The organism is Paenibacillus sp. A14 (genome assembly GCF_036864815.1).
Taxonomy (GTDB): domain Bacteria; phylum Bacillota; class Bacilli; order Paenibacillales; family Paenibacillaceae; genus Fontibacillus; species Fontibacillus sanfengchensis.
In genome coordinates, this window is sequence record NZ_JBAGJD010000004.1 from 88,750 (window position 1) to 106,525 (window position 17,776).

Annotated in this window: 12 protein-coding genes and 1 riboswitch; of the genes, 10 read left to right on the forward strand and 2 right to left on the reverse strand. The window is 56.9% G+C overall.

Annotated elements, in window-relative coordinates; genetic code table 11:
• Positions 1-107 precede the first annotated feature (107 nt).
• Positions 108-869, forward strand: coding sequence for an SDR family NAD(P)-dependent oxidoreductase (locus tag V4U88_RS11735; protein WP_334073954.1), 762 nt, complete (start codon positions 108-110; stop codon positions 867-869).
• A gap of 41 nt (positions 870-910) precedes the next feature.
• Here the strand turns inward: V4U88_RS11735 and V4U88_RS11740 are convergent, their stop codons facing one another.
• A complete protein-coding gene (locus tag V4U88_RS11740) occupies positions 911-1,924 on the reverse strand; it encodes a hypothetical protein (RefSeq protein WP_334073456.1) in 1,014 nt (337 codons plus the stop codon).
• A 214-nt stretch (positions 1,925-2,138) separates the two neighbouring features.
• Between V4U88_RS11740 and V4U88_RS11745 the strand changes: the two genes are divergently transcribed.
• The 5 genes from V4U88_RS11745 to V4U88_RS11765 all read left to right on the forward strand — a co-directional run bounded on the left by V4U88_RS11745 (position 2,139) and on the right by V4U88_RS11765 (position 7,353).
• A complete protein-coding gene (locus V4U88_RS11745; RefSeq protein ID WP_334073457.1) occupies positions 2,139-2,900 on the forward strand; it encodes a methionine ABC transporter ATP-binding protein in 762 nt (253 codons plus the stop codon).
• Positions 2,893-3,573 carry a methionine ABC transporter permease gene (locus tag V4U88_RS11750; protein WP_334073458.1) on the forward strand — a complete coding sequence of 227 codons (681 nt, stop codon included), beginning with the start codon at positions 2,893-2,895 and terminating at the stop codon, positions 3,571-3,573. Before V4U88_RS11745 ends, V4U88_RS11750 begins: the two co-directional genes overlap by 8 nt.
• A gap of 106 nt (positions 3,574-3,679) precedes the next feature.
• Complete coding sequence (locus V4U88_RS11755) at positions 3,680-4,558, forward strand: MetQ/NlpA family ABC transporter substrate-binding protein (protein WP_416367221.1); 879 nt, start codon at positions 3,680-3,682, stop codon at positions 4,556-4,558.
• Positions 4,559-4,735: 177 nt separating this feature from the next.
• Positions 4,736-4,886, forward strand: a riboswitch (FMN riboswitch).
• A 125-nt stretch (positions 4,887-5,011) separates the two neighbouring features.
• Positions 5,012-5,977, forward strand: a complete 966-nt coding sequence (locus V4U88_RS11760) for a DMT family transporter (protein ID WP_334073460.1) — start codon at positions 5,012-5,014, stop codon at positions 5,975-5,977.
• Between the two features lie 170 nt (positions 5,978-6,147).
• Positions 6,148-7,353, forward strand: a complete 1,206-nt coding sequence (locus V4U88_RS11765; protein ID WP_334073461.1) for a GGDEF domain-containing protein — start codon at positions 6,148-6,150, stop codon at positions 7,351-7,353.
• A gap of 40 nt (positions 7,354-7,393) precedes the next feature.
• Here V4U88_RS11765 and V4U88_RS11770 read toward each other — a convergent pair whose 3' ends face one another.
• Entirely contained in the window at positions 7,394-9,517 is a 2,124-nt protein-coding gene (locus V4U88_RS11770) for a glycoside hydrolase family 52 protein (RefSeq protein WP_334073462.1), read from the reverse strand.
• 144 nt (positions 9,518-9,661) lie between these two features.
• Between V4U88_RS11770 and V4U88_RS11775 the strand changes: the two genes are divergently transcribed.
• The 4 genes from V4U88_RS11775 (at position 9,662) to V4U88_RS11790 (ending at position 17,770) form a co-directional block, all read left to right on the forward strand.
• Entirely contained in the window at positions 9,662-10,543 is an 882-nt protein-coding gene (locus V4U88_RS11775; RefSeq protein ID WP_334073463.1) for an AraC family transcriptional regulator, read from the forward strand.
• Positions 10,544-10,602: 59 nt separating this feature from the next.
• Positions 10,603-11,541 carry an SGNH/GDSL hydrolase family protein gene (locus V4U88_RS11780; protein WP_334073464.1) on the forward strand — a complete coding sequence of 313 codons (939 nt, stop codon included), beginning with the start codon at positions 10,603-10,605 and terminating at the stop codon, positions 11,539-11,541.
• On the forward strand, positions 11,542-11,880 hold the full coding sequence (locus V4U88_RS11785; RefSeq protein ID WP_334073465.1) for a hypothetical protein: 339 nt from the start codon (positions 11,542-11,544) through the stop codon (positions 11,878-11,880).
• A gap of 649 nt (positions 11,881-12,529) precedes the next feature.
• Complete coding sequence (locus tag V4U88_RS11790) at positions 12,530-17,770, forward strand: choice-of-anchor I family protein (RefSeq protein ID WP_334073466.1); 5,241 nt, start codon at positions 12,530-12,532, stop codon at positions 17,768-17,770.
• The last annotated feature ends 6 nt before the right edge of the window (positions 17,771-17,776 follow it).

Here is a 17,776-nt window from a genome sequence, read left to right on the forward strand (position 1 = left end):
GAAGCGCATGCAGAAATTTATTAGCGAACGGCAGCTAAGGGGTGGCCTGTGGCCCTGTGCAGAACACGCCAGCGGGACCATCGCCAGGAGAGGAGAATCATCTCATGATGAATATAGATTTAACGGGGAAAATCGCGCTGATTACCGGAGCGACCGGCCAGCTTGGACGCGTGATGGCGCGGACGCTCTCCCGGTGCGGAGCCAAAGTGGCGATCCATTATATGAGCAATGAAGCCAAGGCGCTGGAGTTGATGGAGGAAATTGCGAAGGCAGGCGGGGACGCGATGATTGTACAGGCGGACATTACCCGTGAGGATGCTGTCCTGGGAATGAAGGAGCAGATTCAGGCGAGGCTCGGAAATCCCGACATCGTCGTGGCCAACGCGGTCGTCCAATATGAGTGGAAGTCCGTTTTGGAGCAGTCGGCCGAGGATTATGTCAGCCAGTTTGATTCCTGCGTCTTGCAGAGCGTATTTTTGGCCAAGGCGTTTATTCCGGCTATGATCGAAAAAGGAAGCGGGCGGATGATCGGAATCAACACGGAATGCGCCATGCAGAACTTCCCGCACCAATCGGCGTATACGGCGGGAAAACGGGGCATGGACGGAGTATACCGCGTACTTGCGAAGGAGGTCGGCCCTCATCAAATTACGGTCAATCAGGTTGCGCCGGGATGGACGATCAGCGAAAAAGACCGCGGCGAAGCCGAACTGCACGACGCCGCTTATATTGCCCAGGTACCGATGAAGCGCCGGGGCGAGGATCAGGACATCGCCAATACGGTCGCGTTTCTGGCTTCGGACCTGGCCTCGTTTATTACCGGAGCTTATATTCCGGTCAATGGCGGCAATGTAATGCCGACGATTTAACAAAAAAAGAGAGCGGGTGCTCTCTTTTTTTGTGTTGCGGATTAACTGTCGGCGGAGGTTAGCTTGCTGCGAAGTTCCTCCAGGGACTCGTTCAGTTTGTACTCTTCCTTCGTGGCCTCGTCCATAAAGGCCCTCAAGTTCTGAAGCAAGGGACTTGCTTCGACATCGCCTTCGGCAAGCGCCGCCTCATAAGCCTGTCTGGCCTCGGGCTCCATGACGGAGGTCTCAAAGCCGAACAGCGGCGTATTGTCCAGGCCGTACATGAGGGTTCGTTTATAGTAATCGAGCTTGGGTTTCAATTCCTCCGTCCATTTGAAATCGGGGTATTTTGTTGTGAGTTTTTCCAAAGCCAGCGATCGGTTCAGCAGTTCCTCCCAAGTAATCGTAAGGCCGGCATCACGGGAAGTCGGTTGCACGGTTTCTTGGGCCATCAGCTCCAAATAGGCGGCGGTGTCATCCCCGGCCTGGCTCCCGAACGCGGCGAGAGCGGTGTAATCGGGTGCCGGACTGAACATCCCTTCGGTCCAGTCCAGCACGAACTTGCCTTCCCGGGTTTCGGTCAGCAGTGTTTTCAACGAGTCATCCTGAACTTTGCCGATCAGCTCCTCCAGCGTATCTCCTTCCTCAATAACCTGGTTCAACATCTCCTGACGGTTGCCTTCATAATACCGGTCGGTGAGCGGGCCCAGTGCTTCCATCTGAGCGTCTTCGAAGGCCAGCAGCATCGTCGACATCCGTTCCCCGCTCATTTTGCCGGTATATTGACCGAGAGAATCAAAAGCCTCCTTGAGTGTTCCCCCCTGTTTAAGCAGTGCCTCAAAATCGTCCGCAATCCGATCCTGCTCCGCCTCCGGCAACCGGCTTGGGCTTTGGATTTCTTGATCAGGCTTGTTCTTCTGAAGCCCGGTCTGCGAAGGTTGGGACGAATTCGCTTCGAAAGCTGTATTTTCTGTGGGCGAGTCGGTATTCTCCGAGCACGCGCTCAGCATCAGAGCGGCTAATATCAAGGAGCTGGCGGCTCCCGAGGCACGCTTTCTCCGTCTCTTTTTTAACATGCTGTTAATCTCCTCCCGGGTTTGCGATTATTCCTTAGAATATAGACGTAAACAAGCTGGAAAATGTTCTATTTTCTAATAGTTGTATAATAATAAACTATTTTTGGTGACACAGTATTCAAATTGATCTATAATCAAGGGGATTTACGCATTGTAACAGTATGCAAAAAATATTGATACAACTTTTGTTGATCCATAGGGGGACAGGAGACCAATGATTTCGCTTTATGAAGTCAGCAAAAGCTACGGCTTCGGGGCCGGACGCTTCCCGGCGGTCGACCGGGTTTCCCTGACCATCCGCGAAGGAACGATTCACGGCATTATCGGACCGAGCGGGGCGGGGAAATCGACTTTGCTCCGGATGATGAACCTGCTTGAGCCGCCCGATACGGGCGGGGTTACCGTGCTCGGCCAAGACCTGACGGCGCTGCCAGAAGCCAAACTGCGCATCGCCCGCCGCTCGATCGGCATGGTGTTTCAGCAGTTCCATTTGCTGCATAACCGCACCGTGAGCGGAAACGTGGCCGTACCGCTGGAATTGACCGGTACGGGAAGAACGCAACGGCGGGAGCGCGTGCTGGAGTGCCTCCGGTTTGTCGGACTGGAGGACAAAGCGGATCAATATCCAGCCCGGCTCAGCGGCGGGCAAAAGCAGCGGGTCGCGATCGCCCGGGCCTTGGCCCACCGGCCGGCCGTGCTGCTGTGCGATGAGCCGACATCCTCCCTGGACCCGGACACGACCTCGGAAATTTTGGCGGTGCTTCGGCACATCAATGGGGCGCTCGGGGTCACGATCGTGATCGTGACGCATGAGATGGAGGTTGTGAAGGAACTCTGCCACGAGGTGTCCGTCATGGAGCGGGGCAGGCTGGTGGACAGCTTTGCCCTGCCGAGCCGGCCTTTGGAGGGAGTGTCCCGCCCAAGAATGTCCTATCGGGAACAATTGCTTGGAAAGGGAGGGGGAGCCGATGTTTGATTTCGCCTTGATGGCCGAAAAGGTGATGCAGTATCGGATCCAGATCGCCGAAGCCGTCGGAGAAACCTTTCTGATGGTGGGGATTTCCGTGGCCGCCGCCGTGCTGCTGGGCCTCCCGCTCGGAACGATGCTGTTTCTGACGGCCAAAGGGCAGCTTTACGAGAATCGGACGTGGTCGTCGCTGCTGAACGGGTTCGTGAATGTGGTGCGATCTTTTCCGTTTCTGCTTCTCGTCGTATTTATGATTCCGCTGACCCGGCTGCTCGTAGGAACGGCGATCGGAACCATAGCGGCTTCCGTTCCCCTGGGCGTTGTCTCCATGGCCATCTATGCGAGGCAGGTGGAGCAGTCTTTGTTGGAAGTTCCGCGCGGCGTGGTTGAGGCGGCTCTTTCGATGGGGGCTTCCAAGCTGGAGATTGTGATGAAATTTCTTTATGTCGAAGCCCGTTCCGGACTCGTGCTCGGTCTCACCACCTCGACGATCAGCTTTATTTCCTATTCCACGGTAATGGGGGTCGTGGGCGGCGGAGGGGTCGGTGATTTTGCCATCCGGTACGGATATCAGCGCTTCGAGACGGAGCTGATGGCCGCGGTCATCGTCCTGATGATTGTGCTGGTTCAGCTCATTCAGTTCGCCGGCAGCCGGATTTCCAGATGGCTGGATAAAAGATAACGCGAGCCGAAGCCGATAAAAGCTTTTTCCCGTTAATACCTGTTAACGGGCTATGTAAATCAATAGATCAGGTCCATTCACAAAAAACAAAGAGCAAGAGGGAAGGATGTTGGAGATGAACAACAGAAAATGGATGCTTGGGCTGGTAGCCCTGATCATGATCCTGACCGCGGGTTGCGGCAGTAATACTGGCGGAGCTGCGGAGAAAGGGAGCGCGGAGAAAGGAAATACTTCTTCCGCCGCGAAAGCGTCCGACAAACAGGCCGTGACCCTGAAAGTCGCTACGCTGATTCCGCCGATGACGGAAATTTTGGAGCTGATCAAGCCGCAGCTTCAGGAAGAAGGCGTCAATCTGGAACTGGTTGTGCTGTCCGACAATATTCAGCCGAACGACGCGCTGGCGAACAAGGAAGTCGACGCGAACTTTTTCCAGCATGTTCCTTACATGGAGCAATATAATGAGAACACGGGCAGCAAGCTCGCAGCTGTGCAGCCGGTTTATCACGCCGTTTACGGAGCGTATTCCAAACGCTACAAGAGCATGGAAGAACTGCCTGAAGGCGCGTCGATTGCGATCGCCAACGACCCGTCGAATACGGGGCGTTCGCTCGTCATGCTGGAGAAGGCGGGGATGATCAAGCTGAAGGAAGGCGTAGGAATCAATGCCACAGTAGCTGACGTTACGGAAAATCCCAAAAACTTTAAATTCGAGGAAGTTGATCTGCTCATGCTGGCCCGGATGCTGGACGACGCCGATCTGGTTCTCATGACGCCGGCCTATGCAAGTCCGCTCGGCCTGACGCCCAAAAAGGACGCCCTGCTCACGGAAACGACGGACTCCGCGTTTGCCATCACGCTGGTGGCCCGCGAGGACAACAAAGATTCCGAGGCGGTCCAAAAGCTGGCCAAGGCCATTTCGAGTCCGGAGGTAAAACAGTTTCTGGAAGACAACTACAGTGAAATCGCTATTCCGGCCTTCGAGTAACTCACTATAAAAAAAATAGTTGATTACAAATATGCTATCGTAGTGTTATAATGATCACAAATGAGGTTTTTTCATTCAGTGGTCAGGGTGACTTCACATTGTGACGTTTGTTACAGAGTTTCATCGGCTGCAAGCAGTACTATGAAAGCAACCCATTAAATTAAAATTTAAATGAATATGGATCTTCGGGGTAAGGTGAAATTCCTGACCGGCGGTGATGGTCATCGTATCGATGATTTAGCCCGCGACTCTCCGTTCCGCAAGGGATGGAGACTGACCTGGTGCGACTCCAGGGCCGACGGTAAAGTCCGGATGGGAGAAGATCAATCACAGGCATGCGGGTGCGGGTGTATTCCACCCCCGCAAGCTTATTTGATCGGCCCCCGAAATTTGACTGATGTCAATGCGGGGGCTTTTTCGCGTAGACCCCATATTCAAGAAGGAGTCGGGAATATGGAAAATGCATCACGTGCCACCATTCAAGTCAATTCGTCGAGAACGGTCTCGGGGACTCGCGCAAAAAGCGGTTTCTGGCTGGTCGTGTTGGGGGCGGCCCTCTGGGGCGTCGATCCGCTGTTTCGTCTGATTTTGCTGAAATCGATCACTTCGGCCCAGCTTGTATTGCTGGAGCATATCCTCATCGCGTTGGTCGTGGCGCCGACCTTGTGGAAGAACCGTCAAGAGCTGCGGGGGATCGGCTGGAAGCATGTCGGAGCGCTCTTGTTCATCTCTTGGGGCGGTTCCGCCATCGCCACCATCCTGTTTACCATGGGACTAACCCACGGCGATGCCAATGCCGTATTGCTGCTGCAAAAGCTTCAGCCGCTGTTCGCCATCCTGATGGCCCGCTTTTTGCTGAAGGAGTCGCTCCCGCGCCGATTTTCCCTGCTGTTTCTCATCGCACTGGCCGGCACCTATCTATTGACCTTCGGCTTTTCGGTTCCGTTCGGACACTGGAATGATTTTATCCAGGTCGGCAGTCTCCTCTCGCTGGGCGCCGCCGCGCTTTGGGGCGGATCAACGGTAATGGGGCGGATGATGGTCGGACAGATGAAGTATGAAACGGTCACCTCGCTGCGGTTCATCCTGGCGCTGCCGCTGTTGCTGGCTGTGACCTGGAATGAAGGGGCCGCTTGGCATTTGCCGACGGAGGCTTCCGGCATGGCCGCCTTTTCGCTGAATTTGCTAGGTCAGGCGCTGCTTCCGGGGCTCCTCAGTCTGCTGGTCTACTACAAAGGTTTGACGACCACGAAGGCTTCCGTGGCTACCTTGGCCGAGCTCAGCTTTCCGATGGTGGGCGTGCTGGTGAACTGGATTGCGTTCCAACAGATGGTCACCGTGGCGCAAGCTGTGGGCTTTATCCTGATCTGGACGGCGCTGTTCGTCATTTCCAGACAGAGCCAGCCTGCACCGGCTTGACTTGATAAATATAAATCGGATCACATAAGAACAGGTTTTCGACGAACGCGTCGGAGGCCTGTTTTTTTATCCCATACTATCGATAAAGCTTAAAATTTCAGTTATTATTATCAGAATATAAACCTTTCTTCGGGGGAAGGCGTGGCTATCTCAATATGACGCTGTTACAAATGGATATGAAAACTGTTTATATTCTGCTTTCCCTGGGCCACTTGTTTGCGATGATGTTCATCACGGCCTATCGCTACAAACAACCAAAGGATGTCTCTTATCCTATCTTTTATGCGGCAAAAGGGTGCCAAGCGATCACTTGGGCTCTGCTGGCTGTCCCGGGTTCGGGCGTCCCCATGGTTGTTCTCGCCACGGCCAATCTCGTTTTTTTACTCGGTGTCGGGCTTGAGACATTGGCGTTGATGCGGATTGTCGATGGGCCGAGTCCCGGGACCGGGCGCTATTATGGATGGCTTATCGCGGGTTCCATGACGGCCTACCTCCTGGTGGTTCTTCTGCAAAACACGGAACCGCTGCGTATTTCCGTTGTGTCTCTGGCGGTGGCGCTTTTTCTGCTGCCTCCGGTGTTCCGCATGGTCGGGTCCGGGGAACGGTCGGCTCTGCGCGTTCTGATCGGCTATCTTTATCTCGTTGTGGCGGGCGGTCTGTTGATCCGGACGGGGGTCACCCTGTTCTCGGTCCTGCCTGTAACGATGAACAAGCCGGGGCCTTACCAGGCTTTGTCGTTCTTGTCGCTCTATCTGATTATGACCTTGGGGAATACGGGGTTCGTGCTGATTTCGAAGGAAAAAGCCGACCGGGAGATGTTCAAGCTAGCCAGCTACGACGATTTGACGGGGGCGTTAAACCGCCGCTCGTTCGTTCAAGAGGCCGAGCGGCTGCTGGCCGATTGCGCGAAGCATCGGAAGCCGGCGACATTTATCCTGTTGGACCTCGACAATTTTAAAGGGATCAACGATGCGCTTGGACACGATGCCGGCGATGCCGTCCTAAGGGATTTGGCCAGAAACGTCAGGCAGCGGTTCGGCGGCAGCGATTTGTTCGGCCGGTACGGCGGGGATGAATTCGCACTTTTTCTGCCGGAGGCGGAAGAAGCGAAGGCGGATGCCAAAGCCGAAGGACTGCTGAAGCAGGTGCGGGAACGTAGAAGCGGGGAGGACCTGACGGTCGGTGAGCATGCGATCCGCTATACGATCAGTATGGGGATGGTCACGGAGGTACCGGGCCCCGGCATCACGCTTGACCGGTTATACAAGGCGGCGGACCAGGCGCTTTATCAGGCCAAGCGCGAAGGGCGGAACCGCGCGGCCCGGGGCCGGATGGCGCAGGACCAAAAACAGGAGCCATCTCCCGACCCCTTTTAGGGTTAGGGAGATTTGGCTCCTGTTTTTCATTCGCTCGGGTTTAGCTCATCTTGGCTTCATCCAGCCAAAGGATGGCGGTGACCCCCCGCGGGTAGTAGCGGCTGCCGCAAATCACGCCGCCAAGCATCTGGTCGCTCCAGCTCCAGTAGGCGTTGTCCTTGCTCGTCAGCCAGGCGGCATGGGCGGCATCGGCGGCGGCGCCGGCTTCGTCCCACGGCAGGCTGAGGATGTGCCGGGCGATGAACTGGCTGAGGTAGATTTTGCTCAACCATGAATTATCGCTGGTGGAGGACAGCTTCCAGCCTCCGTCATCGAACAGGCAGACGCCGGGGACCAGCACCGTTGCGAGATGCTGTTTCAGAGCGCTGATGTAGGCCGCAAACCTGCCGTTTGGATCCAGGGCTTCCGGGCAGCCGGTATAAAGCGGGAACACCAGGCCTTCAATCGCCGGGATAATCCGGGAATCGTTATTCTCCGCGATCACGGCGGGAATGTAGCCTTCCGGCCGCAGTTGGCCGGCGATCGTCCGGGCGCAGCGCTCCGCCTGGTCGCCCGCCAGCTTGGCCGCTTCGGGCCGTCCGTTTGCGGCGAACAGCTTCTCCATCGCAACATAGGCGGCCCAGCTTTTTCCGGCGAGATAGATGTTGTTCCGGGCCTGCCCCAGCGACACGTCCAGGCTGTCATAGGTCGTAATCTCGGCGCCGCCCATCGTTCTGGCGCTGTCGAGTCCCATGATGCCGTTGCGCTGGGCCGGGTCGGGATGATCGCGATTCACCATGCTCTCCAGGCATTCTTCGAAAATGCCGAGATTGCGGCCAAGCCACGCGCTGTCCCCGGTATGCTGCGCATAGGCGGCGGCGCACAGCACCCAATTGACCAGCTGTTCATGGGTCATATGGGAGAAGCAGTCCTCAATGGCGTGCAGTTCGTAAGCGGAATACCCCGGGCGTGAGAAGGAATTCGCCACACCCATGTCATGCGTGAAGCTGATGCCGCCGGGATACACCGTGTCATCGCCGGGAAGGCGTACCGTATCTTTGTAGCTGTACCGGCTGACGAATAAATCGAGTTCGTTTTTGACCGTCCAGGGGTTCATTTTCAGCTCAAAAAACAATTGGTCCACCGTCAAATCGAAGGTATTGATCATCCGGTATTCGCCCTCATTGACGATCCACAGCGGTTCGCCCCGATGCTCCAGCAGCTCGGTCGAGCCGTAATAGCTGCGGATGGCGTGATGAAGCATAAAACGCTGGTCCTCGTTCAAGTGGGGGGCCTTCGCAAACCCCTCGCACCATCCGGCCGCTTCCACCTTCCGGTCATACTGGTTCAAGGCGAACCGGGCGACTTCTTCAATATCGGCAAAGTAACGGGTGTAAAAATAAGCGGCATCCATCCCGGTCGTCACGAAACCGCTTTTATAGAAACACAATGCGAAGCGATATGTCGCTTTTTCTCCAGCCGGGGTATCCATCAGCAATGCGCCGACCGGACCGAGCCCGAACCGCAGGTTTTCTTCCACCTTCGGTTTCAGAATGTCTTCGATCGTGAAGAAGCCCGCGCTTTTGACCCGGCGGTCGTCCGTGGCGATGGCGAGATGGCGGCCCTGTCCGATGCCGGTAATCTCTCCTCCGGTCGTATCCTCCAGCCTCCGGATGGCGGAGTAAGGGTCCGTGCCGTGAAAGCCGAAGAAGGCTTTTCTCGCGGAGACGCCGCGCGTATTATCGACCGTGATTTCCGCCAGAACGGCAGGCACCAGCGCGAATTTCAGCTCCTCGGCATCGGCCGACGCGGGGTCCGGCACGCTGCCGAACGGGGAGTAGAGCCGGAAAGTCAGATCGCCGGCCTGCCACTCGTCTATGGCTGCGCCAAACTTGCGGGAGACGGCATCCTTGGCAAACGGGAGGAGCAGCGCTTCGGCCGGCTCTTTACCGGTCTCGTTTTGCTCGGCAGTATAGCGGTCCCGTTCGTCCTGGCCTTCGCCGAAAAACGGGAGCACCCTGTATTTTTGCTGCCCGTCTTCCTGCAGGCCGATGTATATATTCTGGTTGGGCGGGCTTCCCAGCTCAAGATCGAAACCGCCGCTTTTGCCCGGATATCCCAAAGTAAAGCTGGCAAAGGCTCCCACCGGGGAGTGATGCGCGTTGAAAAATATGCTTTTACCCATCTTGATAAACCTCCTGTTCAACCTCGGAACATTGTGATAACTTGATTATATCAAGGGATTAGGCGGAGTCCCATGTCCAAAGCGATTATCGTTTTACCCAAAACGTTCAATAATGGAATAGGCGGATCAAGGAGGGTGCGAAGTATGGAGATGCATGAGGAACATCAGATCGCCGAATTTATGCTGCCGGATATGGATTCCATGTTTCAACTGTTCGCGGCGCATCTGCGTACCGTAACCCCGGACTGGTCCTATCCGAGGCACAGCCATCCGATGTTTGAGGTGAATTTGCTCCTGGCGGGCCGGCAGGAAATGACGGTTAACGGCCAGAGCTATGTCCAGGAACCCGGCGATGTCATGCTGCTGCGCCCGGAGGAGGTCCATGAAAGTCGGGCCGCGGGATCGGAGAGCATGACTTACTACTGTCTTCATTTTAACGTGGACGACAGGGTACTGAGGGGGCTGCTCTGTCAGGGGAAGAAGATTTATTATGGCGCGAGCAGCCCGTTGACGCAGGCCATCCGGCCGAGCCTGGACAAGCTGATCGCGCTCACGGCCCGTGCGGAGGCGGAACAGCTCGGAAACCGCATGCGGACGATGTCCGCCGTGTACGAGCTGTTTGCCGGGTTCAGCGAGACGCTGACCGAACGCGGCAAGCCGGAAGCCCCCGGGAACCGGACGGTCCGGGTGGCCTCCGAGATTGCGGCCGGTTTGGAGAAATGCGTGGAGGCCGATGGGGCGGAGGGCGAGCCTACCCGGGAAACCGTGGCCGCCGTGACGGCGGGCCTCGGTTACAGCGCCTCATCCTGCAACCGGATGTTTCACAAAGTGTACGGCATGTCGCCGCGCCAATACTTGTCCGCTTTGAAGCTGAAAAAAGCGAAGCTCCTGTTGATGGAGCCGTCGCTTTCCGTGGAAGCCGTCTCCGTACGCCTCGGCTATAAGGACATCGCGCATTTCAGCCGCCAGTTCAAGCGGTGGACCGGCGAGCCGCCGGGGAAGTTCCGGGCCAGGTTCCACATTTGATTTATTTTTCATATCCAATCGTTTTATAACGGCAGTAGAATGTAACCATTCTTTATTTTATGTTGAAAGGCGTGGAAGGCATGAACCTTAAATCCGATAACCTGATCCGGGTACCGGACGGGAAGCGAATTGTTTTTCTGGGAGACAGCATTACCGAAAACGGGGCTTATATCCGATATCTTGAGGCGTTTTTTCTCAAGCATTTTCCGGACCGCCGCCTGGATTTCATCAATTTGGGCGTCGGCAGTGAGACGGCGGCTGGCACGCATGAGTCCAGCCATCCTTTTCCGCGGCCCTGCGTCCATGAACGCTTGGAACGCGCACTGGCGGAGAGCCGGCCGGATTGGGTGTTTTTCTGCTACGGGATGAATGACGGGATTTATCATCCTTTTTCGGAAGAGCGGTTCAAGCTCTATCGGGAAGGCATGAAGCGGGCGGTGGAACAGGCGGAGCGGGCCGGAGCGCGTGTGATCTTGATGACGCCGCCTCCGTTCGATGTGTTGTCCGTGAATGGGGAGCCTCTGCCCGAAGGAATGCCGGACTATGCTTTTGAAACCCCTTACCAGGGATACAACGATGAAGTTCTGGGAAGGTACGCCGACTGGGTGGAACGGTTTGGGGCCGAGCGGGGCTATGCGGTCGTGAACTTGCGGGAGCCGTTGATGTCCTACATCCGGGAGCGGCGTGAGGCGGATTCCGCCTACAAGTACGGGGACGCGGTTCATCCCGAGGAGGACGGCCATTGGGTGATGGCACGCGCCATCCTGAAGGATGCGTTTCACATCGTCCTGGAAGAGACGCCGGAATGGGCGGAGAATGTGGACGGCCGCTTCATCTCGCTCGTCCGGCGGCGCCGGGATGTGCTGAATGCCGCTTGGCGGGAGCATGTCGGGCACAGCAATCCCTACAAGTTCGACGCCCTGCCTCTGGAGGAGGCCGAGCGGGTGGCGGAGGCGATGCTGGAAGAGATCCGGGCGGCCGCGGTGCAGGAGGGCTGAGTGCTGCCGGTGGTTCAAAAGCAGGCGGAAGGGTTAGCCCCTGCACGCCGGCCGCATTTGTGCCGTTCGAACGGCGCGGTGCTGGAGCGGCATTACCGCGAGCTTGGCGGCACGTTACGGACGATCTTCAAGCCCGCCGGGCAGACCATTCGTATGGTGTGCCCGATGGGGCGCCGAACGGCCGTTTTAAAGGCGGAGAAAATGGGCTCTCTTAACGAGAGTCCTTTTTGTTTTTTCCGTACCACCTCACCTAACTCGCGGGACTTTCGGGCTCCTATTTCGGTAAAAGTTGGGGAGAAAGCCCGGATTTATTGTTTTGTGGCCCATGTTAGGCCCTAAAAAGCCCCCTATTTTGTTGGTTGAGCATAAAATGCTCAAATAGCGTCCCAAAAAGCCGCTATCGGCGAGGGCCCCGAGTTCTCACTCGGCAAGATGCATCAAGCAACCGAACTCAAAGGATGCAAATCTGCAGGAATTTCGGCGAGTCCAGCGGGGGCGGAGTAGAAAAGATGCAAAAGTGCAGGAATTTATAGCGATGTGCGAGGAATAGGCGCTTTTCGTCGAAAAAAACTGCAGAAAATGCAGGCATTTTGAAATGCTTCTCCGATTCGGGAAAAAAGCCTGCAGATTTGCAGGAATTTCTCATTTATAGCTCTTTTCTAGCTCGATAAATCCGGTTCCTTAAGGAAGGCGAAGTTCGTTCGGGCAGGTGGAGGGGCAAAATACCGAAGATTTCCCGCAATTACGTGGGCGATTAGTTAGTTGGAGTAACCAGCTTCTTTTTGAGGATCTGTATTAGGTTGGGAGGATAGAGGATAGCTGCAGCGGTTAAGAACATTTCACATCACACGACTGCCGCATGGTTGATCACATATATATCTGAAAGATGACTTTACATATTTTACATATCCATGAAGGAAAAAGGCCCCTGCGCTAACAATTCTTCAATAGACTGTGGGGGAATGATGCTGATATGGGGGGAATCGGATTGAAGTTGAGGATAGTGAGGATGATCTCGCTGCTGATGGCGGCGGAAATTTTGCTCAGCACAACGGTCGGTTCAGTGGCGGGTGCCGCAGGTACGGTCGGAGCCACAGGGGAGGCCGGGGCGACCGAGACGGTCGGGGCGATGGATGCCGGATTGATGGATGCCGGATCGATGGATGCCGGAATGATGAACGCCGGAGCGACGGATACCGGAGTTGTTGGCGCGGATGACCGCGGATCAAGTTTGAGCTCGTCGGCAACCATCGGAATATCGGGTACGTCTTTGCCCGCCGCAACCGTGGGACAGTTCTATTCCGTGACGCTGGACGTGTATGGAGGACAAGCTCCTTATACTTTTGCAGCGGCAGGGCTTCCGGCAGGCTTGGCGATTTCGGATACGACCCGTGCGATTGAGGGGATGCCCGCGTCCGGTGCGGAAGGCAATTACACGGTTACTTTTACCATCAAGGATGCGAATTCCACGGAATTTACCGATACCCGAGAGTTGCAGGTGAACGCGGCTGGACCGGCTCTGTCTCCCGCTCCGGCAAAGGATACGCTGCGAATCCGCAAAATCGCCGGCTATGAAACGGGAACGCCCAACAAGGACGGCGGGGTTGCCGAAATCGTCAGATACAACCGGGATAACGGCAAATTTTATCTCGTCAACGGTTCGACCAATCCGCCTTCGATCGATATCGTGCCTTTAACGGCTGACGGTCGGCTGACCAAGGAAAAGAGCATCGATGTGAAGGAGCTGGCGGAAACCGAGGGCTTCCAATTCGGGGATTTGACCAGCCTGGATATCAATGCAAAAACCCGCACGATTGCAGCGGCGGTTCAGGAAGCGGCACCGGACAAAAACGGCAAAATCCTGGTGCTCGATTATGAAGGAAACCTGCTAACCACTTACGAGGCCGGAATTCAACCGGATATGGTGAAGTTTACCTCGAACGGGGAGTATATTTTGACCGCCGATGAGGGTGAGCCTCGCGAGGCGGGGATCGACCCCGAAGGCAGCGTGACGATCATCGACCTGGAAACGGATAAAGTGTCTCACGTCAAGTTCGACGATCCCGCGGTGATCGATAATGCCGTGCATATTCGCGGAGCAGCGGATGCGGACGGGAATATCACGGGGCCCGGATCCAAAGAAGATGCGATCCACGACCTGGAGCCGGAATACATCGCTTTGTCCGGGGACGAAAAAACGGCGTACGTGACTCTTCAGGAGAACAATGCCATCGCGGTAGTGAACATTGCCGAGAGGAAAGTCACGGCGGTTCACGGCCTGGGGACCAAGGATTTCAGCGATCCGAAGAACGCCCTGGACCTGGTGAACGACGGGGAAATCAAGCTGGAGACCGCGCCTTTCCAAGGCATGTACATGCCTGACGGAATTGCGGCTTACGAAAAGGACGGGAAGACCTACCTGTTGACCGCCAACGAAGGCGATGCGACCGAATGGGGGGATCACCGGGTAAACAGCAGCAAAATTTCCAAGCTGAAGGCGAATCTGGATTCCGCCTCACCCGCAGCCCAGTTCCTGAGCCAGCATGGGGCGACCTATGACAAAGTGGAAGCCGCCGGCGATATGGGGACGGACAGCGTGTATATGTATGGCGCGCGTTCTTTCTCCATCTGGGACGCTTCCTCTGCAGCAACGGTAACTACGCAGGTATACGATAGCGGCAGCGATTTTGAGCGGATAACCGCGGAGCGGCTGCCGGATTATTTTAATGTGAGCAACAGTAAGGTGGAAAAAGATGACCGTAGTCCCAAAAAAGGTCCCGAACCGGAATACGTCACCGTTGGTCAGGTCGGAACCAAGGCTTTTGCGTTTATCGGCCTGGAGCGGGTTGGCGGAGTGATGACCTATGACATCACGAACCCGGAAAATCCGGTGTTTGTGAACTATACGAACACGCGTGACTTCCCGGCGGGCATCAACACGGATACCGGGCCGGAGGGGCTGGAGTTTATTCCGGCAACCGACAGTCCGACAGGCCGTCCGCTTTTGCTTGTCGCCAATGAAGTGGGGGGCACCGTGTCGGTGCTGGAGCTGGACGTAACCAAGGTTTCGCTGAATAAGAACAGCCTGCGGCTGCAGGCCGGAGGAGGGGGGGAGCAACTGACAGCCACCGTGGAGTCTGCCGAATCGAATTCGAACCGCGTAACATGGAGCTCGTCGCGTCCGGATATCGCGAAAGTGGATGGCGACGGGAACGTGACACCGGTCGCCGAGGGTCAGGCTGTGATTACGGCGCTGAGCGAGGACGGCTATGGTGTGGCGCAAGCGGTCGTCACGGTGGGAAGCGGCGGCCAGGCTACCTGGGAGCTGACGGTAATGCATACGAACGATACGCATGCCCATTTAGCCGATGTGGCGCGCAGAGCCACGCTGGTGAAGCAGGTCCGGGCCGAAGGCGGGAACAGTTTGCTGCTGGATGCGGGAGATGTTTTTTCCGGGGATCTGTATTTTACGAAATGGCAGGGATTGGCGGATCTTGAATTTATGAATTATATGGGCTATGACGCTATGACGTTCGGAAACCACGAGTTTGACAAAGGGACGAAGGTTCTGGCCGATTTTGTGAAAAAAGCCAAGTTTCCGCTTGTCAGCTCCAATGTCGACTTAAGGCGGGACGCCAATATGGCTCCACTGCTCAAGGCTACGATCACGGTCGACCCTAAAGGGCCCAAAACGTTGGATAATGCCGGCGTATACCCTTATGTCGTACTTGACGTCGAAGGCCAGAAAGTGGCGGTATTCGGCCTGACGACAGAGGATACCAAAGAAACGTCCAGTCCAGGCAAAGATGTCACGTTCCGGAATGCGGCGGAAGCGGCAAAGGAAACGGTCCAAGCGATTGAACAGGACGGCATCGATATTATTATCGGCCTCTCGCATTTGGGATACGGAAGGGATCAGGAGCTCGCGGAGGCCGTGGAGGGCATTGACCTGATCGTCGGCGGCCATACGCATACGCGGTTGGACCAGCCCGAAATTGTCGTCGATGACGTGCACCGGACGCCTACGGTGATCGTGCAGGCCAATGAATGGGGCAAGTTCCTCGGCCGTGTCGATCTGGTGTTTGACAGCCAAGGGACGGTACTGACGGGCCCGGGACAAACGACGGGAAGACTCATTACTGTCGATGCCAAGGTGCCCGAGGACTCCAAAGCGGCGGAAATACTCGCTCCGCTCAACGCGGACCTCGAGGAGCTGAAAAAGACCGTGATCGGAACGGCCGCGGTTCCGCTGGACGGGGAACGCAAGAATGTCCGCTCCAGGGAGACGAGTTTGGGGAATCTGATCGCTGACGGAATGCTGGCGAAAGCCAAGCAGTTGAAAAACGCGGACATCGCTCTGACCAATGGAGGCGGCATCCGCGCTCCGATCGATCAGGGAGACATTACAATGGGTGAGCTGCGCACCGTGATGCCGTTCGGGAATACGCTGTTTGTTATGGATGTAACGGGCCAGCAGCTGAAGGACGGGCTGGAAAACGGGATCAGCGGTGCCAAGCTGAACGATCTGCCCGGCAAATTCCCGCAGATTGCGGGCATGAAGTTAAAATGGGATCCGGCCCAAGCGGTTGGGAGCCGGGTGTATGATGTTCAAATTCTGAAGGGATCGGGCTATGTTCCCTTGAATTTGCAGGCGACCTACCGCATGGCCACCAACAGCTTTGTGGCGAATGGCGGAGACGGCTATGCCTCTTTTGCCGCAGCGATTGCTTCGGGGAGCTATTATGAAGATCTCGGGTATCCGGATTATGAGATATTTATCGAACATGTGAAGTCGCTTGGAGGTACGGTTGCGCCCCAAGTGGAAGGGCGGATCGTGGAGCAGGCCAAACCTGTGAGCGGTGGCGGCCAATCTGGCGGCAGCTCGGGGCGCGTGACGACGCCGGCGCCTTCGACGCCTCCGGCTGCACAGACACCGGGCGCCAAGCTTTCGGGCGACCAACTGCAAACAACGCAGAACGTGAACGCCGCGGGTCAAACGATAACGGTGGTTAGCGTCAAGTCGGCGGCCGTGTTGGACAACGCGCTTCAGGCGGTTGTCGGCGGCGCCGCTGATCATGTGACGATTTCTTTGCCGGACGTAAACGGGGGCGTAGAGGTGCGGCTTCCGGTCCAGACGCTGATCGCGGGTGCGGCCAAAGCCTCTTCCACCCCGGCTGTCGTGATCGAGACCGGAGCCGGGGGCTATCGCCTCCCGCTAAAAGCGGTAAGCGATAGCGTGAACAAGGCGCTGGGAACAGGGAGCGGGTTGAACCCGCAGTCCTTGCTGTCCATTTCCGTTGCTCCGGTGTCCGCGGTTCAGCTGGAGAAGCTGGAGACCGCGGCGGCAAGCCTTGGCGCTCAAGCTGTGAAGGGGACGGCGCTGGAGTTCCGGTCCAGCCTGATTCACAGCGGAACGGCGAAGGCTCTGGATGGATTCGGAGCGGATCTTTTTAGCCGGATCGTTCCTCTTCCGGCTGGAGCTTCCGGCGGCGGCGCGAATCGCGTTGCCGTCCAATTCGACGAAGCGGCCGGCGAGTTCCGTCCGGTTCCGGCGGTGTCCGTAACCTGGAACGGCCAGCCTGCGCTGGAACTGAAGTCGCCCGGAAGTGGAAGCGGAGTCTTCATGATCGTGGAACACAAGAAAGAGTTCAATGATGTGACCGGCCACTGGGCGGAGAAAGAAATCGAAGCGATGGCTTCCCGCTTGATCATCAAGGGCACGGATGCGTCCCATTACACGCCGGGACGGCAAGTGACGCGGGGCGAGTTTACCGCTCTGCTCGTAAGGAGCCTCGGCTTGCCTTCGGCCGCGGAGGCGAACCCGTTCACCGACGTTTCCGCGGGCGGTTCCCTGGCCGGGGATATCGGGGCGGCGGTGAAGTTCGGACTCGTCGACGGTGAAGGCGAGGGTGGGGGCACCTTTGCCCCGGGTGAGCGTCTATCCCGCGCGGAAATGGCCGTGCTGCTCTCCCGCGCGTGGGAACTCGCGAAGAACGGGAAGGAGAGCACGGCGGCATCCGGCGCTTCGTCAGGCATTGCCAGCCTGGCGCGGTTTGCGGATCAGGGCGCCATCCCCGCATGGGCGGCGCCGTCTGTTGCACAGCTGACGGAACAGAACATCCTGAAAGGGAACGCGAAGGGGCAATTTTTGCCGGGCGGTTATACAACGCGGGCGGAGGCCGCCATTGTGCTGCAACGCACGATGCGCGCTTTGGGGCTGGCGGAGTAAGCCGGC

Bases quoted from the DNA above. Each gene is read 5' to 3' on its own strand.
- V4U88_RS11735 (WP_334073954.1), top strand. From the start codon at position 108: ATGAATATAGATTTAACGGGGAAAATCGCGCTGATTACCGGAGCGACC.
- V4U88_RS11740 (WP_334073456.1), bottom strand. From the start codon at position 1,924: ATGTTAAAAAAGAGACGGAGAAAGCGTGCCTCGGGAGCCGCCAGCTCC.
- V4U88_RS11745 (WP_334073457.1), top strand. From the start codon at position 2,139: ATGATTTCGCTTTATGAAGTCAGCAAAAGCTACGGCTTCGGGGCCGGA.
- V4U88_RS11750 (WP_334073458.1), top strand. From the start codon at position 2,893: ATGTTTGATTTCGCCTTGATGGCCGAAAAGGTGATGCAGTATCGGATC.
- V4U88_RS11755 (WP_416367221.1), top strand. From the start codon at position 3,680: ATGTTGGAGATGAACAACAGAAAATGGATGCTTGGGCTGGTAGCCCTG.
- V4U88_RS11760 (WP_334073460.1), top strand. From the start codon at position 5,012: ATGGAAAATGCATCACGTGCCACCATTCAAGTCAATTCGTCGAGAACG.
- V4U88_RS11765 (WP_334073461.1), top strand. From the start codon at position 6,148: ATGGATATGAAAACTGTTTATATTCTGCTTTCCCTGGGCCACTTGTTT.
- V4U88_RS11770 (WP_334073462.1), bottom strand. From the start codon at position 9,517: ATGGGTAAAAGCATATTTTTCAACGCGCATCACTCCCCGGTGGGAGCC.
- V4U88_RS11775 (WP_334073463.1), top strand. From the start codon at position 9,662: ATGGAGATGCATGAGGAACATCAGATCGCCGAATTTATGCTGCCGGAT.
- V4U88_RS11780 (WP_334073464.1), top strand. From the start codon at position 10,603: ATGTTGAAAGGCGTGGAAGGCATGAACCTTAAATCCGATAACCTGATC.